The organism is Polynucleobacter kasalickyi (genome assembly GCF_900176405.1).
Classification (GTDB): domain Bacteria; phylum Pseudomonadota; class Gammaproteobacteria; order Burkholderiales; family Burkholderiaceae; genus Polynucleobacter; species Polynucleobacter kasalickyi.
In genome coordinates, this window is record NZ_FWXJ01000010.1 from 22782 (window position 1) to 46523 (window position 23742).

General features: G+C 40.0%; 29 protein-coding genes. 8 read left to right on the forward strand and 21 right to left on the reverse strand.

Going from position 1 to position 23742, the window contains the following annotated elements:
• Nucleotide 1: 1 nt before the first annotated feature.
• From rsmD to B8983_RS09630, 3 genes are read right to left on the reverse strand one after another with little or no spacing between them, the layout of a single operon-like run.
• The gene (gene rsmD / locus B8983_RS09620; protein ID WP_084283941.1) at nt 2-598 is read right to left on the reverse strand and encodes a 16S rRNA (guanine(966)-N(2))-methyltransferase RsmD; all 597 of its coding nucleotides are present in this window, start codon (nt 596-598) and stop codon (nt 2-4) included.
• Nucleotides 595-1935, reverse strand: coding sequence for a M16 family metallopeptidase (locus B8983_RS09625; RefSeq protein ID WP_159460878.1), 1341 nt, complete (start codon nt 1933-1935; stop codon nt 595-597). Before B8983_RS09625 ends, rsmD begins: the two co-directional genes overlap by 4 nt.
• 11 nt (nt 1936-1946) lie before the next feature.
• On the reverse strand, nt 1947-3341 hold the full coding sequence (locus B8983_RS09630; RefSeq protein ID WP_084283943.1) for a M16 family metallopeptidase: 1395 nt from the start codon (nt 3339-3341) through the stop codon (nt 1947-1949).
• A 40-nt stretch (nt 3342-3381) separates the two neighbouring features.
• Between B8983_RS09630 and ftsY the strand changes: the two genes are divergently transcribed.
• Entirely contained in the window at nt 3382-4278 is an 897-nt protein-coding gene (ftsY, locus tag B8983_RS09635) for a signal recognition particle-docking protein FtsY (protein ID WP_084283944.1), read from the forward strand.
• 173 nt (nt 4279-4451) lie between these two features.
• Entirely contained in the window at nt 4452-5372 is a 921-nt protein-coding gene (gene rpoH / locus B8983_RS09640; protein WP_084283945.1) for an RNA polymerase sigma factor RpoH, read from the forward strand.
• Here rpoH and B8983_RS09645 read toward each other — a convergent pair.
• Genes B8983_RS09645 through B8983_RS09665 form a run of 5 tightly spaced genes read right to left on the reverse strand, consistent with a single transcriptional unit; the run spans nt 5369 to nt 9422 of the window.
• Nucleotides 5369-5977: an SCO family protein gene (locus B8983_RS09645; protein WP_084283946.1), complete on the reverse strand. Its 609-nt coding sequence runs from the start codon at nt 5975-5977 to the stop codon at nt 5369-5371. The genes rpoH and B8983_RS09645 overlap by 4 nt on opposite strands.
• Nucleotides 5970-6851 (reverse strand): heme o synthase, encoded by an 882-nt coding sequence (cyoE, locus tag B8983_RS09650; RefSeq protein ID WP_084283947.1) that lies wholly within the window; start codon nt 6849-6851, stop codon nt 5970-5972. Before cyoE ends, B8983_RS09645 begins: the two co-directional genes overlap by 8 nt.
• Nucleotides 6844-7959: a COX15/CtaA family protein gene (locus B8983_RS09655; RefSeq protein ID WP_084283948.1), complete on the reverse strand. Its 1116-nt coding sequence runs from the start codon at nt 7957-7959 to the stop codon at nt 6844-6846. The genes cyoE and B8983_RS09655 overlap by 8 nt, the downstream gene beginning before the upstream one ends.
• A gap of 2 nt (nt 7960-7961) precedes the next feature.
• Nucleotides 7962-8618, reverse strand: coding sequence for a redox-active disulfide-containing membrane protein (locus B8983_RS09660; protein WP_084283949.1), 657 nt, complete (start codon nt 8616-8618; stop codon nt 7962-7964).
• Between the two features lie 27 nt (nt 8619-8645).
• Nucleotides 8646-9422, reverse strand: a complete 777-nt coding sequence (locus B8983_RS09665; protein ID WP_084283950.1) for an SURF1 family protein — start codon at nt 9420-9422, stop codon at nt 8646-8648.
• A 27-nt stretch (nt 9423-9449) separates the two neighbouring features.
• Here B8983_RS09665 and B8983_RS09670 point away from each other — a divergent pair, with 27 nt between their 5' ends.
• On the forward strand, nt 9450-9659 hold the full coding sequence (locus B8983_RS09670) for a twin transmembrane helix small protein (protein ID WP_084283951.1): 210 nt from the start codon (nt 9450-9452) through the stop codon (nt 9657-9659).
• A gap of 49 nt (nt 9660-9708) precedes the next feature.
• Here B8983_RS09670 and B8983_RS09675 read toward each other — a convergent pair whose 3' ends face one another.
• The 7 genes from B8983_RS09675 to B8983_RS09700 form a co-directional block, all read right to left on the reverse strand.
• Nucleotides 9709-10569, reverse strand: a complete 861-nt coding sequence (locus B8983_RS09675) for a cytochrome c oxidase subunit 3 (protein ID WP_084283952.1) — start codon at nt 10567-10569, stop codon at nt 9709-9711.
• A 30-nt stretch (nt 10570-10599) separates the two neighbouring features.
• Nucleotides 10600-10803, reverse strand: coding sequence for a DUF2970 domain-containing protein (locus tag B8983_RS09680; protein ID WP_084283953.1), 204 nt, complete (start codon nt 10801-10803; stop codon nt 10600-10602).
• 9 nt (nt 10804-10812) lie between these two features.
• Nucleotides 10813-11403, reverse strand: coding sequence for a cytochrome c oxidase assembly protein (locus B8983_RS09685; protein ID WP_304442180.1), 591 nt, complete (start codon nt 11401-11403; stop codon nt 10813-10815).
• Between the two features lie 9 nt (nt 11404-11412).
• Entirely contained in the window at nt 11413-11544 is a 132-nt protein-coding gene (locus B8983_RS14385) for a cytochrome oxidase small assembly protein (protein ID WP_369405856.1), read from the reverse strand.
• A gap of 7 nt (nt 11545-11551) precedes the next feature.
• Nucleotides 11552-13153, reverse strand: coding sequence for a cytochrome c oxidase subunit I (ctaD, locus tag B8983_RS09690; protein WP_084283954.1), 1602 nt, complete (start codon nt 13151-13153; stop codon nt 11552-11554).
• Nucleotides 13154-13196: 43 nt separating this feature from the next.
• Nucleotides 13197-14363, reverse strand: a complete 1167-nt coding sequence (coxB, locus tag B8983_RS09695; RefSeq protein ID WP_084283955.1) for a cytochrome c oxidase subunit II — start codon at nt 14361-14363, stop codon at nt 13197-13199.
• A gap of 142 nt (nt 14364-14505) precedes the next feature.
• A complete protein-coding gene (locus B8983_RS09700; RefSeq protein ID WP_084283956.1) occupies nt 14506-15279 on the reverse strand; it encodes a methyltransferase domain-containing protein in 774 nt (257 codons plus the stop codon).
• A gap of 279 nt (nt 15280-15558) precedes the next feature.
• Here B8983_RS09700 and B8983_RS13890 point away from each other — a divergent pair, with 279 nt between their 5' ends.
• A complete protein-coding gene (locus tag B8983_RS13890) occupies nt 15559-16020 on the forward strand; it encodes a hypothetical protein (protein ID WP_143736157.1) in 462 nt (153 codons plus the stop codon).
• The gene (locus tag B8983_RS09710; RefSeq protein ID WP_084283958.1) at nt 16002-16472 is read left to right on the forward strand and encodes a tRNA (cytidine(34)-2'-O)-methyltransferase; all 471 of its coding nucleotides are present in this window, start codon (nt 16002-16004) and stop codon (nt 16470-16472) included. The genes B8983_RS13890 and B8983_RS09710 overlap by 19 nt, the downstream gene beginning before the upstream one ends.
• Nucleotides 16473-16495: 23 nt before the next feature.
• Here the strand turns inward: B8983_RS09710 and B8983_RS09715 are convergent, their stop codons facing one another.
• The 4 genes from B8983_RS09715 to B8983_RS09730 are packed head-to-tail and all read right to left on the reverse strand — an operon-like array spanning nt 16496 to nt 18732.
• Nucleotides 16496-17527, reverse strand: coding sequence for an NAD(P)H-dependent glycerol-3-phosphate dehydrogenase (locus B8983_RS09715; RefSeq protein WP_084283959.1), 1032 nt, complete (start codon nt 17525-17527; stop codon nt 16496-16498).
• Nucleotides 17528-17567: 40 nt separating this feature from the next.
• Nucleotides 17568-18080, reverse strand: coding sequence for a protein-export chaperone SecB (secB, locus tag B8983_RS09720; RefSeq protein WP_084283960.1), 513 nt, complete (start codon nt 18078-18080; stop codon nt 17568-17570).
• Between the two features lie 20 nt (nt 18081-18100).
• Nucleotides 18101-18358, reverse strand: coding sequence for a glutaredoxin 3 (gene grxC / locus B8983_RS09725; RefSeq protein WP_084283961.1), 258 nt, complete (start codon nt 18356-18358; stop codon nt 18101-18103).
• A 20-nt stretch (nt 18359-18378) separates the two neighbouring features.
• On the reverse strand, nt 18379-18732 hold the full coding sequence (locus tag B8983_RS09730) for a rhodanese-like domain-containing protein (protein WP_159460879.1): 354 nt from the start codon (nt 18730-18732) through the stop codon (nt 18379-18381).
• 91 nt (nt 18733-18823) lie between these two features.
• Here B8983_RS09730 and gpmA point away from each other — a divergent pair, with 91 nt between their 5' ends.
• From gpmA to B8983_RS09745, 3 genes are read left to right on the forward strand one after another with little or no spacing between them, the layout of a single operon-like run.
• Complete coding sequence (gene gpmA / locus B8983_RS09735; protein ID WP_084283963.1) at nt 18824-19513, forward strand: 2,3-diphosphoglycerate-dependent phosphoglycerate mutase; 690 nt, start codon at nt 18824-18826, stop codon at nt 19511-19513.
• Between the two features lie 5 nt (nt 19514-19518).
• Nucleotides 19519-20952 (forward strand): S41 family peptidase, encoded by a 1434-nt coding sequence (locus B8983_RS09740; protein WP_084283964.1) that lies wholly within the window; start codon nt 19519-19521, stop codon nt 20950-20952.
• An 18-nt stretch (nt 20953-20970) separates the two neighbouring features.
• Nucleotides 20971-21726 (forward strand): HesA/MoeB/ThiF family protein, encoded by a 756-nt coding sequence (locus tag B8983_RS09745; protein WP_084283965.1) that lies wholly within the window; start codon nt 20971-20973, stop codon nt 21724-21726.
• Here the strand turns inward: B8983_RS09745 and ptsP are convergent.
• Together ptsP and B8983_RS09755 are read right to left on the reverse strand one after the other, a co-directional pair.
• The gene (ptsP, locus tag B8983_RS09750) at nt 21723-23462 is read right to left on the reverse strand and encodes a phosphoenolpyruvate--protein phosphotransferase (protein WP_084283966.1); all 1740 of its coding nucleotides are present in this window, start codon (nt 23460-23462) and stop codon (nt 21723-21725) included. The genes B8983_RS09745 and ptsP overlap by 4 nt on opposite strands.
• Nucleotides 23462-23731 carry an HPr family phosphocarrier protein gene (locus B8983_RS09755; RefSeq protein ID WP_084283967.1) on the reverse strand — a complete coding sequence of 90 codons (270 nt, stop codon included), beginning with the start codon at nt 23729-23731 and terminating at the stop codon, nt 23462-23464. The genes ptsP and B8983_RS09755 overlap by 1 nt, the downstream gene beginning before the upstream one ends.
• Between the last annotated feature and the right edge of the window lie 11 nt (nt 23732-23742).

Here is a 23742-nt window from a genome sequence, read left to right on the forward strand (position 1 = left end):
CCTATTTTTTCTTTAGAAGACTTGCTTTTACAGCTCCAGCAATTAATTGGCGATCAATTTGCCAATCTTGCAAATTTTCTAAAATAACTTCATTTTCTATCTTAGTTGTGGATTCTACATAAATTATTGGAGACTTAGTTTGAAACTGCACCTTTCCAAGCGTTTTAAGCGAATTTTGTAACAAATTTACATCATCAAAGGGCGGATCCACAAAAATAATGTCAAAGATTGATGCATCATGCCTCCCCAACCAATAAATTGCATCAGCACGAGTCACCTCAATCTGACAAGCGCTAGGACCTGGCTGAAGCATCTCCAGATTATTTTTTATGTTTATATAGGCTTTGGGACCTTGCTCTACAAATTGAACTAACTTGGCTCCACGAGAAGCGGCTTCAAGTCCTAGCACTCCTGTACCGGCAAATAAATCCAAGCAAGCAGAACCTTGCAACAAAGGATTAATCCAATTAAAAAGTGTTTCCCTCACACGGTCTGTGGTCGGTCTTAAATCTTTTTGATCAATCACTTGAACTTGTCTGCTACGCCAATGGCCAGCGATGATCCTGACTTTGTTTGTAGGTCCTGAGTTTTTTTTCAATTTCCGCCAACCACCACTGTAATCATTCTGTCAGAATCTAAATATTTTTTAAATACACGTTGAATATCCTCTTTAGTGACTTTTTGTATTTGCGTCGTCCACGTATCTAAGGTATTTAATGGTAAATCGTTCCAGGCAATGTTGGCAACATTTTCGAGCAATTTATTATTACTGTCGATTCGTAAAGCAAAGCCATTGACGAGATTACTTTTGGCAGCAATGATCTCTTCATCGGTTGGTCCACTCTTAGCAAACTCACCTATGGTTTGATTTAAAAGTTGTACCGCTTGGGCAGACTGTTCCTTTTTGGTTTGCATACTCGCAGAAAAAAATCCTGAATATTTTGCTGGAATAAAGTAGCTAGAAACGCTGTAAGCCAAACCTCTTTTTTCTCGAATTTCATTCATTAGGCGTGATACAAACCCACCACCACCAAGAATATAATTACCAACTAGCAACGGAAAATAGTCTGGATGATTTCTTGGTACTGAGTCAATCCCCATTTGAATATGTGCTTGCGTAGAAGGATGGGGTATATGTACTTCTCGAACATCAGCAGGCTTCACCGGAAGTGGTTTAAAAGTTGGCACCGACATGTCAAGCTCTGGGCCTTTTGGCATTTTTTGGGTGAGACGATTCGCAATTTGGATTGCATTTTCAGTACTCACATCACCCACAATAATGACATTGGTATTTTTTGCTCGGTAATAAGATTGATGAAATTTTCTTAAATCTTGCACATCTATTTTTTTAATATCCTCAACAGATGCCATTTTTCCCAATGGGTTTCCTTGATACAACATTTTGGTAAATTGCTCGCTCATTAGGTAGTCTGGACGAGTTTGACTTTCTAACAAACCGCTCACAGCAAGCGACTTTTCCCTAGATAAAACTTTTTGCTCAAAGCTTGGGTTCGCAATCATCTCCGCTGAAATAGCAATTACTTCATCCAGAATGGTTGCTTTACTTAAAGACTTCATCCGAATAGAAGTCAACTCATTACTGACGCTCGCTTTAAAAACTGCCCCTAAGTCTGAAATTTTGTCAGACAAATAAGCTTCATCCTTCTTAACACCTTGTACCAAGGCACCTTTATTCAAAAGATTAGCGGCAAAATCTGCCACGCCTACTTTACCTTTTGGATCAAAAACGCTACCAGCCTTGATATCTATCCCAATATTGATCATGGGTATAGTTCTAGCTTCCACAAAAAATAGCGTTGCTCCAGAGTCGAGTTGAATTTTCTGAATAGGCAATGCAGCAGAAGTGAATTGAGCTAACGGCAAAAGTGTTAGAGCTATTAAATTGAGAAAAACTGTCTTTAAAGTTGATTTCATCTTTTTCTTCATCATTTAGCGTTTGTAGAGATATTTGTTTTTTTGTTAATTGCTATAGGCTTTAAAACACCCACCGTCAACTGACTATCGTCAATATATTTCTGAACAACTGCTTGAACTTGTTCAGAAGTGATTGCTTGCAGCTTTTCATCAATTACTCCAATTTGTTGCCAAGAAATACCATTCATTTCAAGGGAACCAATTTCCATTGCTTGACCAAATACAGAATCTTTTTTATATACCTGGGAGGCCATCACAGCAATTTTTACGCGTTGCAACTCCTCTGGTTTGACACCATTTTGAGCAATGTCTTTTAAGATTTTTTTTACTTCCAATTCGAACATCTCGGGAGTTTTCCCTGGTAAAAGTACGCCTGAAATAGTTAATAAACTTTGCCCCCTTAAAAAGCCTTCATAACCTGTACCGACTGAACTAACTATCTTTTTCTCATTCACCAGTTGACGACTAAACCTAGCATTTTGATTGCCATCTAATATGCCAGTCAAAACATCGATTGCAAAAGGCTCTAGCTGATCAATTTGACCATTTACTATTTTTGGGACTTTCCAACCCAACATGACGATTGAGTTTTCAGCTGGTGCATTCAACTCAAAATATCGTCTACCTTGTTGGGTCGGTTCTAGTTTCAACTTTCTTGCCTTCAATTCCTTTGGCGGAACTTTGCCATAGATATTTTCAGCTAGCTCAAAGACTTCATTGGGCAGGACATCTCCCACAATGACAAGTACTGCATTTTTTGGTGTATACCAACTGTCATACCAATCTCTAGCGTCCTGATAGGTCATATTTTTTAAATCATTCATCCAGCCAATGACTGGGTGTCTGTTTGGAGCTGCATTAAGTGCTGTTGCTAAAAACTGTTCATAAAGCAAACTTGGAGCTTTATCGTCCGTTCTGAGTCTTCTTTCTTCCATAATGACTTGAATTTCTTTTTTAAACTCTGCTTCAGAGAGTTCTAAATTCTGCATACGATCTGCTTCAAGTTGCATGACTTTCGCTAAATGTGATTTTTCAATTTGCTGAAAATAAGCGGTGTAATCATTCGAGGTAAACGCGTTTTCACGACCGCCTAAAGCAGCAACTCGTTTTGAAAACTCTCCAGGACCAATCGATTTTGTCCCTTTAAACATCATATGCTCCAACACATGAGCTACCCCAGTGACGCCAACATCTTCATCAACTGACCCTGTTTTATACCAAACCATATGGGCTACAGTAGGCGAGCGGTGATCCTCTTTTACAATGACTCTCAAACCATTACTCAATTGCCTTTCATGGATATACTTTTCTGCACTTTGCTCAGCTAAGGCAAAGCTCTGATAAATTAGCGTTATGCTTACTAGGAAACATTTCAGAATCTGTTTTTTGTTGATACTTTTTGTCATCTTTGGTAAACCCCTATTTCTTCGCTTAAAATACTAATCTATGTTCGGACTACGTAAATCACTTTCTTCTATTTTCAAACGATCTCGTGTTGACGAAGAACTATTTGAGTCATTGGAGGAGTCACTTTTATTAGCAGACGTCGGTATCCATGCCAGCAGTGACCTCATTTCTCAACTACGAACTGTCGCAAAAAAAGAAAAGATTGATGACGGTAGTACTTTAAAGTCTGCTTTAGAAAAGTTAATCATTAAACTTCTCCAACCTTTAGAGTTTACTAACAATCCGCTTATTTCACATTCCCCTACAAATCATCCTGAAATTTGGTTAATTGTGGGAGTTAACGGCGCTGGTAAGACAACCAGTATTGGTAAAATCTGCTACGCTCTTCAACGCCAAAATAAGAAAGTTTTACTAGCAGCTGGCGATACTTTTAGGGCGGCGGCTAGAGAGCAATTGAGTGAATGGGGCCGACGCAATCAAGTTGAAGTGATTAATCAAACCACTGGTGACGCTGCAACAGTAGCTCATGATGCTATCGGGGCTGCAATTGCTAGAAATGTTGACGTGCTAGTCATAGATACTGCTGGTCGTTTAGCCACTCAAAGTCATTTGATGGAAGAGTTGAAGAAGGTAAAGCGGATTATTCAAAAACTAATTCCATCCGCGCCTCATCATACGGTCCTCGTTCTTGATGGTAATACGGGTCAAAATGGTGTTTCTCAAGTTAAAGCATTCCATGAAGCGCTTGATTTATCAAGTCTGATTATTACCAAAATGGATGGTACGGCTAAAGGTGGAGTTTTATGCGCGATTGCTCATGTTTTAGCTTCTAGCCATATTTTGCCGCGAATCATGGCTATTGGCATTGGTGAAGGTGTTGAGCAGTTAATTCCTTTTGAGGCGGATGCTTTCGCCAAAGAGTTAGTGAGTGATTAGACTGACGATCTAAGACTCTGTCTTTACCATTTTTAATCTCGGTAAAAAATTCTCACGAACACCGTATCCCACCAGTACAAGCTAAGTATTTTCCAAGTTTATTAAATATGCTAGCAGCATTTGTTGCTTTAAAATTGTTGGCACTCTTTAAATAGGAGTGCTAAAATGATAGTATGAAGACTGCGAACCTAACCCATTTAGAGAATGAAGTGGCACCTTTTAAAAAGAAGGGTAATTCGCTCATTCCACAAATGCCGGTTTTGCCCTCTGGTGGTGTAGGCACCCTAGAGTCTTATATTTCAGCTGTAAATCAGATGCCCATGTTGACGGCGGCCGAAGAAATTGAATTTGCTAAAAAACTCCAGGATGAAAACGACTTAGAATCTGCGAGAAGACTCATTCTCAGTCATTTACGTTTGGTTGTTTCTGTTTCAAGACAATATCTAGGTTATGGCCTTCCCCATGCTGATCTTATTCAAGAAGGAAATATTGGCTTAATGAAAGCTGTGAAACGCTTTGATGTGAATCAAGGTGTTCGTTTAGTTTCCTATGCAATTTTTTGGATTAAAGCTGAGATTCATGAGTTTATTTTAAAAAATTGGCGTTTAGTCCGGGTCGCAACAACAAAGCCCCAAAGAAAATTATTCTTTAACCTAAGAAGTAATAAGCCTACTTTAAATGCATTAAGTACTGATGAAGTCAGAGATCTAGCCTTAGCGCTTGATGTGAATCAACATGATGTGCGTGAAATGGAAATTCGTCTTTCAGGAGCAGACGTTGCCCTAGAGCCTGAGAATGATGATGGTGAAGTGCGTGAACAAGGCAGTTGGATGTCTGATTCTAGTCTTGAACCTACTCAGGTTCTCATGAAGCAAGAAGATATGCATCAAGAATTAGAAGGGCTTCAAGTAGCGTTATCTTCTTTAGATGACCGTTCACGTAGAATCATTGAATCCCGTTGGTTACCAAACATCGTTGGTGGCACCCCACTTACTTTGCATGATTTAGCTGATGAGTTACATATTTCTGCGGAAAGAGTTCGCCAAATTGAAGCTACTGCTCTCAAAAAAATGCGCTCTGCCTTAGGCGCTTAATTGATTAATTGCTTTAAATCATTCACTAAAGTTTGAGCGCCTTGATTGTGTTTGATAAATAGCCTTAACTTCCCATCCTGATCAACCACATAACTACCTGAAGTATGACTCATGGTGTAGTATTTTCCATCCTGAGTAGACTCCTTTCGGACAAAAATCTTAAAGCCTTTTACTACTTGCTCTAAAGCCTCAGGAGTGGCTGGTCGAAGCCCCAAAAAGCTAGGGTCAAAGCTTGGTATATATTGCGCTAAAACTTCTTGCGTGTCACGTTCTGGATCGACAGTGATAAAGATTACTTGCAGCTTGTCTTTATCTTTCCCCAACAGCTCTACAACCTCTTTAATTTCCATCAAAGTCGTAGGGCAAACATCAGGACACTGGGTGTAACCAAAAAAAATAATGGCTACTTTTCCCTTAAAGTCTGATAAATGTCTTACATTACCAAGCTGATCGACTAACTCAAAATTTGGGTTGAATGAACTCGCTCCAGTAATATCAGTATTAAAGAATTTTTTTGCTGAAAAATCGCATGCTGTTAGAAAAGATACAGCGCAAAACACAATCGAAAATCTTAAAATCCGAATGAAGTTCGTTTGATTAAACATAATGGTCTGCCAATAACGCTAAGAATAAGATAGAAAGATAAATAATGGAGTATTTAAATGTCTTTTTAGCGAGTTGATCGGAGTAATGATAATAAAGCTGTAAGGAATACCATAAAAAGATGCCTCCAAGAATCAGTGCACTCGTTAAATATAAATAACCACTCATTTGGTAAACAAAGGGCAAGATAGAAGCCGCCAAAAGGATGAGGGTATAAAGAATAATATGCAGTAAGGTGAACCTTTCACCATGAGTATTTGGCAACATTGGTAAGCCAGACTTCTCATAGTCTTCTCTTCTATAAAGTGCCAAAGCCCAAAAGTGTGGTGGTGTCCATGCAAAGATAATCAACACGAGTAACCAAGCTTCTGGTGATAAGTCATTCGCAACAGCCGCCCAACCCAAGGCAGGTGGCATTGCACCTGATAGGCCGCCGATCACGATATTTTGAGGTGTCGCTGGTTTCAGTATCCAGGTATAAATAACTGCATATCCCACAAAGGTCACAAAAGTTAACCACATCGTCAGGGGATTGGCGAAATACCATAAACACACCATCCCTAAGGCACCAAGGATTGCAGAGAAAATTAATATTTGCGATACGGTGACATCGCCAGTTGCTGAAGGACGCCATGAAGTTCTCTTCATCTTGGCATCGACCTTTTGCTCAATCAAACAATTCACACTAAATGCCGCACTAGCAAGGAGCCAGATACCAATTGAGCCGCCGATTAAAGGTTTTAATGGCACCATGCCAGGCACTGCTAAAAACATCCCAATGATGGCGCAAAACACCGCTAATTGGGTAACTCTAGGCTTGGTCAACAGATAGTATTGACGCCATTTAGGGATTGAAGGGGATTTTAAATTACTCATTAATAATGGTTGGTTTTGGTAGTGCTAACAATAGTAACTTGGTTGTCGCAACGATTAAAAGGGCTGCCCCACCTGTATGTATTAATGCTGCAATTAACGGCCATTGCAGCACGACATTTGATAGACCAGTGGCAAATTGTAATACGGCAACACTAGCTAATACTTTTAACCACTTATTTAATGCTAAATGCCAATCCGAAGTGCCAGATTGACTTAATTTTCGGTAGTGGAAATAAAAGAATGTAATCGATATAAATACAATCCCAGCAAAGACTCTGTGTAACCAATGAATTGCAATTAAAGCCTCTATTGGCAAATACTCTCCTGACACGGTCTTACCGAGTTCCCGCCAAAATGTAAAGCCGTTTTGAAAATCCATTGCTGGCACAAGGCTGCCATTACAGGTAGGAAAGTCTTGGCAAGCTAAGACAGCATAATTTGTACTGACCCATGCGCCTAAAAAAATTTGCAGGCAACAAACGAGCATTAAACCCAAGGCATAAAGTGCAGAATAATGAGGGTCTTTTTTTTCCTGCGCTTGATGAGGATTCGTCATGTGATTTAAAACCACTAGAGCTCCCAACAGTAAAAGTGCCAATAAAAGATGGGTTGTAACAATTAATGGTTGCAGTTTTAAAGTGACAGTAAAGGCACCAAAAGCACCTTGTAAGCAGACTAAAAAAAACAAACCGATTGATAAACTTGTGACAAATTGCCCTAATTTCTGCCGATTAATCCAAGTAATGATTGCTATGCTTAATATTAGAAATCCAACACCACTAGCAAAGTAGCGATGTAGCATTTCAATCCAAGCTTTACTTTGTGTCACTGGGCCAAATGGCATTTGTGACTGTGCAAGAGAAATTTGTTCTGAGGCAAGTAGAGGGTTTGAATGACCATAACATCCTGGCCAATCAGGACATCCCAAACCAGAATCAGTTAATCGGGTAAATGCCCCAAATAGAATTAAATCAAAAGTAATAAAGATCGTGATCGAACTTAACCGATACAAACCAAGCGAACTCCCTTTATAGGCATTGATAGCAAATGGGATGGACCCTAAAAAAAGAGCGATTATCGCTAGTTGAATGACCAACATCATCGACATAATTATGCGCCAGTCTTTCCTGTGGGATTCCACTTCAGAAGTTTCTCAATATCTTTACGCATTTTATTAAAGACAGGTCCCTCTTCACTCACTGGATATTGCATCATCCGAGCACCATTTGGATCTAACAACTGGATTGCCTTCGGGTTTTGATGGCTATTTAGCCAAGTATCTAATTGCTCTCTTTCAGCACCTGACTTTGGCATATGAATAATTTTTACGCCGGCAATTTCGGGGTCATATGCTTTCAAAATATTTTCACTCACTTCAGCCTCATCACTGACTAACCAAAGTACTTGTAAGCGTAATTTTTCTTTTCCCATCGCGGCTCGTACTTGGCGCATCAGGAATAATTGTTTAAGGCAATTTGCTTCATCAATTTCACAATTTTGTGCCGGTCTTGCCATCAGCAAAGTCCACTTACCCTGCACAATTGGTAATAAAAACTCCGTTGGCGCTGGTTCAACCGGAAAAACTAATTCTCCATAGTTTGTTTTTCCGCCGGTGGGCTTAATCAAATAAAAAGTAATGTAAGAAGCTATCACTGGAGCGGCACAAACCATTAATAGCAAAAACATTTGCCAACGCCCTTTTTTGGAGTGCACTTTTGGATTTGAATTTATCTTTGAAGCTGGAATGAGTGGAGTATCTTGATTCATAGATTCAGAATTGTTAACAATTCACTATTATCCCAATCTTTTCGATTGCTTGCGTAATCCTGTAATTAGCCAAAAGAAAAAGGTCATTATGGATAATGCAAACCACTGGATTGCATATGCTGTATGTTTTGACGCACCAGAGTCCATCTTAGACCAATTTCGATCTAGGCCATCATTACCTTCACTATCCTGACGGACGATGAAAGGTTGGTATGGAAGATTAATTTTTTGAGAGAAATTGGCTATCGAGAAATTTTGTAATAGCCTTCTTCCATCACTTGCTTTCGCATCTACCTCTTGTCCAAAATTATAGGTTTTCCCAGCATCAGCAAATGCAACGCCTTGAATTTGGACTTTCGTATTGATATCATTTACTGTAGGAACCACATCCCTTTGCGAGAAATTTCTTGGTGCCCAACCTCTGTTAACCCAAATAATAAAGTCTTGCTCTTTTACCTTGATTTTCATTGGCATCAATAGATTAAAGCCTGTAGTTATTCCCGTGATGGGATCCCGTCCTTGTGGATGAGGACGGTTATCCAGCCAAACTCCTTCAGCACTCAACCAATAACCATCAATGATGATTTGATGATAAATGGCGTCAGTTAATTCCCACTTTTTATCTGATGCCGATAATGGGTTTTGTTTTTCTTTTTTTGCAATATTGCTAGCTAAATTTTCTTTGTACTCAGCTCTATGTAACTGCCAATTACCAAGCCCTATACCTAACAATACCAATAGCACCATTGCTACAAATGCTGTTTTGCGTTGGCCAATGTCTTGGCGAATGGAGTATTGGATCATTTTTATTTTTCAAGCGATAATTGATATATGAGAATACTAATCCCAATTATCTTTATTTGTATCTTATTGAGTCTTGGCTCTGCTTTATTTTTTATGATGCGAGATAAAGGATCTAGCTCCAATATGGTCAGATCCTTATTTCTAAGAATCGGTTTATCCATTTTTCTATTCGCTACTGTTTGGTTCTCCCACTACATGGGATGGATTCAGAGTACTGGAATCAGAGTCGGCAGCTAAGTTGACGAAAAAAAACCGCTGTAAGAACAGCGGTTTGATTTCAATTGTGTTACATCCAATAGACTAATAAGTACAAGCCAAGCCAAACTACGTCAACAAAGTGCCAATACCAAGCAGCGCCTTCGAAGCCGAAATGATTATCGGCGGTAAAGTGGCCTTTAATTAAGCGACGTAAAATAACTGCCAACATAATAGCGCCCAGGGTTACATGGAAGCCATGGAAGCCCGTTAGCATGAAGAATGTTGAACCATAAATACCAGAGGTTAACTTTAAATTCAGCTCATGATAAGCATGAACATATTCGAAAACTTGCAAACATACAAAGATAAAACCAAGGCCAACAGTTAAAGCTAAACCTTGAATTGCTTGCTTACGATGATTTGCTCTTAAGGCGTGGTGTGCCCATGTAACTGTCAAACCAGATGTCAGCAAGATTGCTGTATTGATTGACGGAATTGGCCAAGGGCCCATTGTTTCAAATGTATCAACTAATCCACCAGGACCAGCATTTGGCCAAACGGCTGAGAAATTAGGCCAAAGTAAGTGGCTATCGATATCACCCAACCAAGGCATGGCAATATTTCTAGCATAAAACAGGGATGAGAAAAATGCGCCAAAAAACATGATTTCTGAAAAGATAAACCAGCTCATGGACCAACGATATGAAATATCTACGTTCACACTGTTTAAACCACCCTCAGATTCAGCAATTGCATCACCAAACCATTGATACAAAACAAACAGTACCCAAAGAATTCCTAATCCAGTAAGGTAAGCACCCCATTGACTGCCGTTGACCCACTGAGACATTCCATAGCCAAAGGCTAATAAACCAAGGCTAGCCCTGATTGGGTGTCTTGAGGGCTCAGGCACATAATAATATGGGGCTTGAGTAGGTGTTGACGACATAATGTGCTCCTAAAAACGAATATTGATAAGCTATTTTAATAAAACTAATTTAACAATTAACAATAGGGTTCCCATGAAAATGAGTACGCCTATGACTGCTGCAATTATTACATGAACAAACGATAGTGAGGCCATATCTTGCTTTTGACCATCACCTTTTCTAACACCTAAAAACGCCCATAATACCGCGACAATCGACTGTAAAAATGCGGAGCGGGGTTGGTTATCAGGCATTAATTTTCTTTAAATTCTCGATGGTTTAACTTCATTTCGACTCACGGGTGTTGCCCCTTGAATCTCAAAAAACGTGTAAGACAAAGTAATCGTTTTTACATCCTTTGGTAAATCTTTATCAATTACAAACATTACCGGCATTTGCCTTGATTCTTTCGGTTGCAAAGTCTGTTGTTGAAAACAGAAACACTCTAACTTTGTAAAGTATTGTGTCGCAACTTTTGGGGCATAACTTGGTATTGCTTGTGCAACGACTACTCGATCTTGCTCATTTACAACTTCATACACAATTTGGGTGATTTCCCCGGGATGCACTTCCAAATAACGCTGCATCGGCTTAAACCGGAGAAGACCTTTTACATTCGAATCAAATTCAATGGTTACTATTCTGTCAGTCTGGATTTGGGTGTTTTCTTTGACAGATTTCGCTCCAAAGGCCCGAATGCCATACTCACTTTTACTAGTAACTACATTAATCCCTGTTAACTCACAAATTGCCCGATAAGCTGGTACTAATGCGTAACCAAAACCAAACATCAAGACAGTTACAACAACTAACTTCATTGACATTTGACGATTTAAATTAGCTAAACGTAGCACCTCTTCGACCTATCCTACAATCATTTTTTTTATGATGACTGAGGCAAAAAAAACAACCGCAATACTTAATAAAGTTAAACCCATCCGCTTATTAGCGGATGATGTTTTAGTTACAGCAATTTTATTAGTGTCAGATTCCATATCCGTCTTATTTGTTAAAAACCGGTGGAGTTTCAAACGTGTGGAATGGTGCAGGTGACGGAACAGTCCACTCTAAACCTTCAGCACCTTCCCAAGATTGGGCTTCTGCTTTTTTACCACCACGATAAGTAGGCAATGCTACAAATAAGAGGAAATACAATTGTGAGAGACCAAAACCGAGCGCACCAATCGATGCAATCATATTGAAGTCTGCAAATTGAACCGGATAGTCAGCATAACGTCTTGGCATACCAGCTAATCCTAAAAAGTGCATAGGGAAGAAAGTAACGTTAAAGAAAATCATTGAACCCCAGAAGTGAATCTTGCCACGAGTCTCATTAACCATATAACCGGTCCACTTCGGCGCCCAGTAATAAAAACCCGAGAACATGGCGAATAATGATCCCGCTACCAACACATAATGGAAGTGAGCTACGACATAATAAGTATCTTGAATACCAATATCAATCGGTGCCATTGCGCAGATCAATCCTGTAAAGCCACCAATGGTAAACACGAAAATAAAGCCCACTGCCCACAACATTGGTGTTTCAAAAGTCATTGCACCTTGCCACATTGTTGCGATCCAGTTAAAAATTTTCACGCCTGTCGGAACTGCAATCAACATCGTTGCGTACATGAAAAATAATTGGCCTGTAACTGGCATACCAGTTGCAAACATGTGGTGAGCCCAAACGATGAAAGATAAAATTGCGATGGATGCTGTTGCATAAACCATCGAGCTATAACCAAATAATCTCTTACGTGCAAAAGTAGGAATTACTTCGCTAACAATACCAAACGCAGGCAAAATCATAATATACACTTCAGGGTGTCCGAAGAACCAGAAGATATGTTGATACATGACTGGGTCACCACCACCAGATGCTGCGAAGAAACTTGTGCCGAAATGACGATCTGTTAATACCATAGTGATCGCACCAGCTAAAACTGGCATCACAGCAATTAACAAATAAGCTGTAATCAACCAAGTCCAACAAAACATCGGCATCTTCATGAGTGACATACCAGGTGCACGCATGTTTAATATAGTGACAACAATGTTAATTGAACCCATGATGGATGAAGCACCCATCAAATGGATTGCAAAAATCGCCATGTCCATACCAGGACCCATTTGCACAGATAAAGGTGCATACAAAGTCCAACCCGCAGCAGTTGCACCACCGGGAGCCAAGAATGAACCAAGCAACAAGGCTGCAGCTACCGGCATAATCCAGAAACTAAAATTGTTCATCCGGGCAAAAGCCATATCGGATGCACCAATTTGTAATGGAATCATCATGTTTGCAAAACCTACGAACGCAGGCATGATGGCACCGAAAACCATCACTAGACCATGCAATGTAGTTAACTGATTAAAAAACTCTGGGCGTAAAAACTGCAAACCAGGTTGAAATAACTCTAAACGGATCAACAAAGCCATTGTTCCGCCAGCAAACAAGTTCATCATTGCAAAAACAAGATACATCGTACCGATGTCTTTGTGGTTCGTTGCGAATAACCATCTTCTCCAGCCTGTTGGCATCGCGTGAGCATGATCATGACTATGATCATGCATCGTATCGTGGGTAGTTACAGTACTCATGAATTCTCCAAATTTAGTATATTGGTTTCAATAAATTGAATGGTTATTTAGCTGCTCGGGCTGCTACAAAATCACTCGGTTGAATCACTTCACCCGTATGATTGCCCCAAGAATTTCTAGTAAATGTCATCACAGAAGCCAACTCTGTATCTGATAGGCTTGCCCATTTAGGCATAGCATTTTTACCGTTCAACAAGATTTGGTATTGACCTTCTTTTGGACCGTTCACTACTTTTGAGCCATCTAAAGCTGGGAATGCACCACCACCCTTACCATTTGGCTGGTGACATACTTGGCAATTTGCTGCATAAACTTTTGCACCACGTTCTTTAGCTTCTTCCAAGGTATAAGTCTTACTTGGATCATCCGCTAATGCCGCCATTTCTTTTTTCTTACTTGAAACCCAAGCTGAATAGTCTTCATCAGATACGACTTTTACAACGATTGGCATAAACGCATGTTCTTTACCACACAACTCTGAACACTGACCGCGGTAAGTGCCGATTTTTTCTGCTTTAAACCATGCGTCGCGGACAAAACCAGGAATCGCATCTTGCTTAACACCAAAGCCTTGGACAGTCCAGGAATGGATAACGTCGTTTGCAGTTGTAATCACACGAATCTTTTTGTTAACTGGCACAACTACTTCATTGTCAACTTCCATTAAATAGGTGTCTGACTTTTCTGCCAAGTTGTTGATTTGATCACGCGGGGTTGATAGTGTAGATAGGAAAGCGATTCCTTCGCCTTCACCCTTAATATAGTCGTAGCCCCACTTCCACTGATAACCAGTCGCTTTGATGGTGATATCAGCGTTCGTTGTATCTTTCATCGCTACTACAGTTTTAGTAGCAGGAAGAGCCATACCAATAACGATAATTAATGGAATGATTGTCCAAATAATTTCTACCGTAGTACTTTCATGGAAATCAGCTGGCTTGCTACCTTTTGACTTTCTGTGTTTGAAAATGGAATAAAACATTGCGCCAAAAACAGCAATAAAGATTACTGCACAAATAATCATCATGAACCAATGTAACCAATGGATTTCTTCCATAATTTTGGTCACAGGAGCTGCGAAATTTAACTGTCTAACGGCTGGACCACCTGGCATATCGTTATAAGCTAACGCAGCAAAGGATGCTGATAAACCGCCAATAGAAGCAATAACCCCAGTAACGAGGCGTGTTGTAGTAGTGTTCAAGTTCATTTTCTTCCTAAGCAATTGAAGATTTTTATAATTTAGAATCATATTATATTATTTATTTTTGATATCCCGCTGACATGGTAGTTTTTAATTACTTCTTTCTTCACTTCAAGAATTAATTATGTTCAAAACACCTTGGTTAAAACTACTTTTTCTTTACCAAGATTGAATTTGCGTCAATTTTAACAATATGTTCTTTTTTCTTTACAACTTTCCAAGCATGTCCATAAACAATTTCTAAAGTTAAACTCCATTTACCATCGGAGTTTCTTAACTTAGTAATTTTTTCGACGATATCTTTATTTTCATGAACCTCATTCATTCCCTGAAAGAGATTTAAAGCTTTCAACTCTTTAAACAAAATTTCGATATTTTCATATTCCAATTTTAAATATTCCATCGTCATCACCGGATCTGAATAACCGCAATGTACTAATAAGTCACCAAAATCGTGCATATCAACGATATCTGGCTTACTCAAAAAGATTTCTTGGAATTCCTTAGCTGTATCTGGGCCTAAATAAGTCAGCATCAGCAAACCATCATCGGCATTGAGCTCGTTCCAAGCTTTTATTTGTGACTCGGTCATCTCATGCTTTGGAATAGCGAGGTTACTCGACCAAATTAAATCATATTTTGATAAGTGGCTATTTTTAGGAGCTTTCTTTGCGAAGAAGGCTTTTAATTGAAGAATGGACTCAATGAGGCTTTTGCGAATCTTAAAATTCGCTGCAAAAGATGCTTTGGGATAAATTGCCTTTAATTCTTTGACAGCATTTGTAGCGATTTTATTTTCGAGAAATATCCGTTTAGGTTCAATCTTGATAAATGCCAGATTCTGAGCCATCCGTTGTGATAGCTCGGTTTTTACCCACAATAAAAATGGGTTATCAATGATCTTATTTTGAACTACGCCCATATGATTAAACTATTTACCGAGGAAATATTGAATTATCGCCCGATTTTTGAGTTTTTAAAAATCTTTGCCCCTTGTGCATGTCTTATTTGTAATCAGAGGCAAAAAGACGTAATTTGTCTACATTGTCAAACAAGTCTATTCAGAGAAATTTCCTCTAAGAAATGTGTGATTTGCGCTAATCCCCACCATGCTTGGGTATGTAAACGATGTAGTGTCGCTCATTGGGCTTTTGATGCAACTCATTCTTTGAGTTCTGAGCACTCTAGATTAGTTCCTTTAATGAAGAAATTTCATCTACATGGGAATTTAAAACAGTCGAAAGGGATTTTTTTAGCTTGGGAAAAAATGGTTTCAAAAGAGTTTTCACCAGTGGATTTGCTGATTCCAATGCCTGAACCCTTAAGTGCGACACAATTACGCGGTTACCAGAGCAACCTTGAGATGACTAAATTACTATCTAGGAGCAGGAATATCCCTTACCTGACTGCATTACTGGACTCCTATCCTGAAGCGAGCATGTTGGCACCCAATCAAAGTCCCTTTCAAATTGAGCTCAATCCAAGCTTGGTCCATTCAATCGCCCACTTACGTATCGGGGTGGTTGGCAATCTCATGGAATCAGAATATATTTATCATCACTTTGCTAAAGCATTGAAGTCCTTAGGCGCACTTTGGGTTAGTAATTGGATTATGATACGAGTGCCAAATAAGAAAACACAAACATGTTCAATATTGTCCTAGTTCACCCAGAAATTCCCGCAAATACGGGGAATATTATTCGCCTTAGCGCCAACACGGGCTGTACCCTTCATTTAATTGAGCCCCTAGGCTTTCTGCTTGAGAGTTCAAAATTAAAACGTGCCGGCCTTGATTACCATGAGTTCGCCAACCTTCAAGTTCACAAAAGTTGGCTTGATTTCATTAGTACTGTGCAACCGCGCCCTGAACAAATGCATGCACTGACCACCAAGTCAAGTCACTCTATTGCGAAAGCAACTTTTAAAGTTGGTGATTTTTTGATTTTTGGTAATGAGACAAGTGGTTTACCGGAGGAGGTCCGTAGTCAGATTTCTCTCACCAATCGTTGGCGTTTACCCATGATGCCTGAGAGTAGGAGCTTGAATCTTTCAAACTCGGTAGCTGTGGTCACCTATGAAGCTTGGCGTCAACACGCATTTCAAAACGGCCTTTGAAACTTAGGCAAGGAAGCCAAAATTTACTTTGCTTTTGGATCTCTAGACATCATTGCATTGACCGCATCCATGGGCTTGACATGTCTAAATAATATATCGCAAACAGTTCTAATAATCGGTGTTTCGACATGATGTTTTTGGGCTAGTTTCTCAATAGCTTGGGCACAACGCACCCCTTCTGCCACATGCCCTAATTGCTGGAGAATTTCATCTAAGGAATGGCCCTTTGCCAATTCGATGCCAACCTTACGGTTTCTAGACAAATCTCCCGTTGCAGTTAATATCAAGTCTCCCAGTCCAGCCAAGCCTAAAAAAGTCTCTAATTTGGCGCCCATCGCAATGCCAATACGGCTCATTTCGTTCATGCCACGAGTAATCAACGCTGCCCGAGCATTTAAACCTAAATGAAGTCCATCGGCAATCCCGGTCGCGATGGCTAAAACATTTTTTATCGCGCCCCCAAGCTCTACCCCAGTAACATCATCAGAGACATAAATCCTCATAGATTTTTGATGGAAAAGTACCTGGGTCATTTCATTCAAATCGTTAAATTGACTTGCAACAGTGAGCGCACAAGGCAAGCCTTGCGCTACTTCTTTTGCAAAGCTAGGACCCGATAAAACGCCGTAGTGAACAGATTCTAATTTTCCTTGTTCTCCAAGTACTTTTTGTACTATTTCGTGAGGCAGCATACCTGAATCAGCATCAATGCCTTTGCATAACCAAATCCAATGCTGGACCACGTCCGGTAAAGGTAAGGTTCTCTGCGTTAGCTTTAAAGTAATTTCCTCTAATCCCGCTAAGGGTGTGGCAATCACAATTAAGTCTTTACTGGTGGACGCTTGACCTAAGGCTAAATCCCAATTATCTGTAATTTCTAAGTTAGGTGGTAATTTTATGCCGGGTAGGTACTGTGTGTTTTCACGAGCCTCAAGCATCGTTTGTACGTTATGGGTATCTCTTACCCATAAGCAGATTTTTGAATCATTGTATTTAGCGAGGTGAATTGCTATCGCAGTTCCCCAGGCACCGCCACCTAGTATAGTTACGTTCATGTGCCTGAGTTATTCCTAAAAGTAGCCTTCAAAAGACTAATTAGTTGGGTAGTGAGTTTCCAGTTGGTGCATTGGCTTTTTCAGCTTCAGCCATTCTCTGCATACGTTGCTCGTATAACTGGTGGAAATTGATTTCAGTCAAATGAATTGGCTGGAATCCACCACGACCAATTAAATCGGCGATATTTGAACGTAGGTACGGATACAAAATTGTTGGGCAAGCAATCCCAAGCATCGGATCAAGTTGATCAGCTGGGATATTTCTCAACTCAAAAATTCCAGCTTGTTGCGCTTCAATCAAAAACAGTACTTTATCTGCCACTGTGGTTGTTACATTGCCGATAACTACTACTTGAAACACACCTTCATTCAAAGCAGTTGTTTGGATATCAATTTGAATTTGAACTTGTGGCTCGCCTTGCGCTAAAAAAATTTGTGGCGCATTGGGTTGCTCTAAAGAAATATCCTTCAAATACACGCGCTGAATTTGAAAAACAGGAGAATTTGCTTCTGCTGATACATTTTGTGAACTATTTGTTTGATTTTCTGACATGTTTTTTCCGATAAGAGTTGTTATTGCTGAAGTAATTTATCAAGACCACCGGCTTTATCTAAAGCTGACAAGTCATCAAAACCACCTACATGGGTGTCACCGATATAAATTTGTGGCACCGTACGACGGCCTGTTCTTTGCATCATCTCTTCCCTTTTGGAAGGGTCGAGATCAATTAATACCTTTTCAATCTCAGTTATACCTTTAGTTGCAAGTAATTTCTCAGCCATTCTGCAATAAGGGCAAACTTGCGAGCTATACATTAAAACATTAGCCATTTTCTACTCCGATTGTGAAATTATTTAACAAGAGGCAAACCAGCGAGATTCCAAGCTTTGATACCGCCCTCTAAATTAAATACCTCGGCATATCCTGCACCCTTGATTTTTTGAATCATACTGGATGAACGAGTGCCTGAGTCACAGACTAAGATTATAGGTAAGTTTTTTGCAATTTTCAAGGTTTCTAGATCACTAGGTAGCTGATTTATAACAATATTTCTTGATCTTGCTAAATGTCCTTTAGCAAATTCTTCGGCTGTTCTAACATCAATCACTACTGCTTTGCTGCGATTAATGAGAAGAGTGGCCGCGGTTGGGTTGACAGAACTACCACCATGAATGAGGCCAGGTACTAGAGGCGCAAGAAGCATGCCTCCACTAACGATCATCATGGATAGTAAAATAAGGTTGTTTGTATTTAAAATGAATTCCATCCTTCAATTATATATAAAGAGCGTGTATATGAAACAGTTAGTACTTATTCGGCATGGTGAATCTGCTTGGAATCTTGAAAATCGTTTTACCGGTTGGGTAGACGTCGATTTAACTCAAACCGGTATCGATCAAGCTACAGAATCTGGGAAAAAACTTTTAAGTGCTGGCTTTACGTTTGATGTAGCCTATACCTCTGTTCTTAGAAGGGCTATTGAAACGCTTTGGTTAGTTCAAAAAGAAATGAACCTAATGTGGATCCCTACTGTTCATAGCTGGCGTTTGAATGAGCGACATTATGGTGCTTTAGCTGGCCTCAATAAAGCAGAGACAGCAGAGCAATACGGTGCTGATCAAGTGCATATTTGGCGCAGGTCTTATGATGTTCGTCCACCAGAGTTAGCGCTTGATGATGAGAGGAACTCATTTAATGATCCTAGATACGCAAAACTAAATAAGGACGATATTCCAAGAGGCGAGTGTTTAAAGGATACGGTGCATCGTGTATTACCTTTATGGAACGAGTCCATTGCGCCCGCATTGTTGGCTGGCAAGAAACCAATCATTGCTGCTCATGGCAACAGTATTCGTGCTTTAGTGAAATATTTGAGTGAAATCTCAGATGAGGATATTATGGAAATTAATATTCCTAATGGCAAACCGCTTATTTATGAATTAGACGATAATTTAAAACCCATTCGTCATTATTTCTTGGACTAAACAATATGCAACAAATTTTCAAAAATTGTCTTCTAATTGTTAGTGGCGTCTTAACTGGCGTTGTAATTACTTGGCAATTAACTGCTACTGCTCAGCAAAGTGCCTCACTTCCTTTAGAAGAACTCAGGCTACTTTCTACCGTTTTTGGTAGTATCAAACGAGAATATGTTGAACCGATTGACGATAAAAAATTACTGACCGATGCTGTAAAAGGGATGGTTGGTAGCTTGGACCCTCATTCAGCTTTTTTGGATACCAAAGAATTTTCTGATATGCAAGAGCAAACTCAAGGAAAGTTTGCTGGTTTGGGTATTGAAATTTCTTCGGAAGACGGGCTCGTGAAAGTAATGAATCCGATTGAAGATACGCCAGCAGCCAAAGCAGGCTTACAAGCCGGTGATTTAATTACCCGTTTAGATGATAAGCCGGTGCGTGGTATGACGCTCGACCAAGCTGTTCGTAAGATGCGTGGCGAGCCGGGTACAAAAATCACCTTAATGATTTTAAGAAAATCTGAAGATAGGTCTTTTCCAGTCACACTGACGCGCGCTGAAATCAAAGTTCAATCCGTCAAAGCGAAGATTTTTGATGACAACACTTTGTGGGTAAGAATTACCAGTTTCCAAGAACGCACTGTGCCTGATTTGGCGAGAAGACTCACTGATGCTTACCAAAAGAATCCAGCTATTAAAGGTGTTGTCTTAGACTTAAGAAACAACGGTGGCGGCATCTTACAAGGTGCGGTTGGGGTTTCTGCGGCATTTTTACCTCCTGGTGTAGAAATTGTCTCCACCAAAGGGCAATCAACGAATAGCAAACAAATTTTTAAAGCTGAGCCGGATAATTATCGACTATCTGAGTCCAATGATGCATTAGCGAACTTGCCAGCAGTCTTTAAGAAAATTCCTTTAGTCGTTTTAACCAATGCCTATTCTGCTTCAGCATCTGAAATCGTTTCAGGCGCCTTACAGGATTACAAACGTGCAACTATTATGGGCAAAACCACCTTTGGTAAAGGTTCGGTTCAAACTGTTCGTCAAATCACTGCTGATACGGCTTTAAAAATTACTACCGCTTATTACTACACGCCGAATGGCAAATCGATTCAAGCTTATGGCATCAAGCCAGATATTGCAGTTGATCAAAATGCCGATGGTGATCCATTTGATGTTTTAGTAACGCGTGAAATTGATAGTGAAAATCACCTGAAAAACAAACAAAAGGCTGAAGATCAATTAATGAGTGAGCGTGAAAAACGTCGTATGGCAGAATTACAAGCATTAGAAGAGAAAAATGCCAAAATGACACCAGAAGATCGCGCCAAAGAAAAAGCTAAAAAGCTTCCCGAGTTTGGCTCTGAAGACGACTTTATGCTTTCACAAGCAAGAGCATTCTTAACGGGTCGCGAAGTCATTAAATCCAAATCGAAACTAGAGTAATTTTTCAACAACTTGATCATGGATGACCAGGAGTTACTTCGGTATTCAAGGCATATTCTGCTAGACGATATTGGTATCGAGGGGGTTGATGTTTTAATCAACTCCCACGTGTTAATCATTGGTGCGGGTGGACTTGGTTCTGCTTGTGCACCCTATTTGGCTGCATCGGGCGTTGGTGCGATTACACTGATTGATGATGATGAAGTTGATCTCACTAATTTACAACGTCAAATTACCTATTCGTCAGAAAATATTGGCCAACATAAAGTGGATGCGGCTAAGACTTTTTTAGAAAAATTAAATCCGCTCATTAAAGTTACGGCATTTGCACAACGGGCTGATGAAGCTTTTCTAATGGAACGGATAGCAGAAATTGATGTGGTGATTGATTGCACTGATAACTTTAAAACTAGGCAATTAATTAATAAGGTCTGTGTTACCACTAGAAAGCCTCTAGTATTCGGAGCAGCTCTCCAATTTGATGGGCAATTTAGTGTGTTTGACAGTAGGCTCGAACACTCCCCATGCTATGCCTGTCTTTTTTCACCTGAAGAATCCTTTGAAGAAGTAAAGTGCTCGCAAATGGGCGTATTTTCTCCATTGGTAGGAATTATCGGCTCTATCCAAGCCGCGAATGCCTTGCAACTATTAATTGGCTTTGGGAATAGTATGGTGGGAAAGCTTGGTATGTGGGATGCAAAGCGTTCAGACTTCTCCCACATTAAAATTTCTAGAAACCCTAGTTGTAGCGTTTGTCATCCAACGAAAAACTAAAGGCTTTCGACTAGTTCTTTGATTGTATCTGGATGATACGTTTGCAAAATCTTTGGTAGAAATTTCTTCAATTTAACCGTATTCGACTTTAAGATTTCTCGCTTCACAACGAGGATTTGATTCGCATGCATTGAAAAATCCTTCAGGCCCATTGCTAGCAGTAATTTAGTTGCCTTTGCATCGCCAGCCATTTCTCCACAGACAGAAATAGAAATATTGGCGGCATTTGCCTCACTAATAATTCTTGCAATCAATTGAATAATCGCTGGGTGAAGAGGGTCGTACAGATTTGCTACCGCATTGTCGGTTCGATCAATCCCTAAAGTATATTGAATCAAGTCGTTTGTACCAATTGATAGAAAATCAAAGCGGCTCAAAAAGGCTGGCATTGTGAGAGCTGCGGCGGGCAATTCAATCATTGCGCCAATCTTGATATTTGGATCAAACGCAATCGCGCGATCTTCTAATTGTTTTTTAGCTTGCGCGATTAAGTTGAAGGTCAAATCAATTTCATGCACTTGGGCAAGCATGGGAACCATAATTTGGGTTTTTCCATGAGCAGAAGCTCTTAGAATGGCCCGTAACTGGGTTAAGAAGATTTCTGGTTCGGATAAGGACCAGCGAATTCCTCTTAAGCCTAGGGGTGAAATATCGCTGGTAACATTATTTTCATCATTTCCCAAATTTTTATCTGCACCGATGTCAATCGTTCTAATGTTTACAGGTAACCCGTGCATTGCTTCTATGGTCTGAGCATAGGCCAGATACTGCTCTTCTTCATTCGGTAATTTGCCGTCACGATTCATGAACAAGAACTCTGAACGAAATAAGCCAATCCCTAAAGCTCCACGTTCCATTGCCTCAGAGGCATCCTCAGGCATTTCTATATTTGCTAACAAATTAATTTGAACACCATCCAAAGTCATCGTTTGGGTATATTTCAGTTGTTCTAATTTTTCTTTAGCGAGTTTTAACTCTGCTTGCCGATGACGATATTCATCTAGGATAATTTCTGATGGGTTGACAATCACAATCCCACGATCACCATCCACAATGATCCACTCATCATCAAGAATCATTTGACTAGCCAACTTCACACCGACTGCAGCGGGAATATCTAAACTACGGGCAACAATTGCTGTATGCGAATTTCGGCCACCAAAATCAGTCACAAAGCCACAAAAGTTAAACTCCTTGAAATGCATCATGTCGTGAGGAGCAATATCTTGAGCCACGATAATCACTTCGGAGTTTGATCGGTCGAGATCAGTGTGATGTGGATTGGCAGGTCTAGCATCTTCTTTCAGTGCTACCAAGACCCTTTCAATGACTTGGCGGAAATCCGCACCCCGCTCTTTTAAGTAAGGGTCATCGATTTCATCAAACTCTGCCAAAAGATCATCTAGTACGGTGGTTAAAGCCCAAGCAGCGTTATATTTTCTTTTTAAGATGAGTTCTGTTGGTTTTTTTTGTAAGTCTTTATCCTCAAGAATGAATCGGTGCACATCTAAAAATGCAGCCATCTCCTCAGGGGAGTTCTCCGGCAAACTATCTTTCAGTTTTTGTAATTCTTCTTGGGCGTGGATAAATGCATTTTTTAGACGCGCCACCTCAAATTCACATTGGTCATCTGAGATAAATTGATGATTAACCTCTAAAGAAGCGGCAGAAATAGTTAAGGCGCGACCAATCGCTACTCCTTGAGATACAGACAACCCATGCAAAGTAAAGCTCATTATTGACCCTCGCCAAACTTATTATTTATAAGTTCGACTAGTGCAGTCATTGCCTCTTGCTCTTGCTCTCCAGAGGTTTCTAATTGGACCTCACTACCGATTCCAGCGGCTAGCATCATGACGCCCATGATGCTTTTTGCATTAACTTTACGACCTTTTCTCTCAATAAAGATATCACAGGGAAATTCACTTGCCAACTGGGTCAGCTTGGCGGATGCCCGAGCATGCAAGCCTAATTGATTAATTATTTTTACTGTTTGTGATTGCATATCTTCTTACG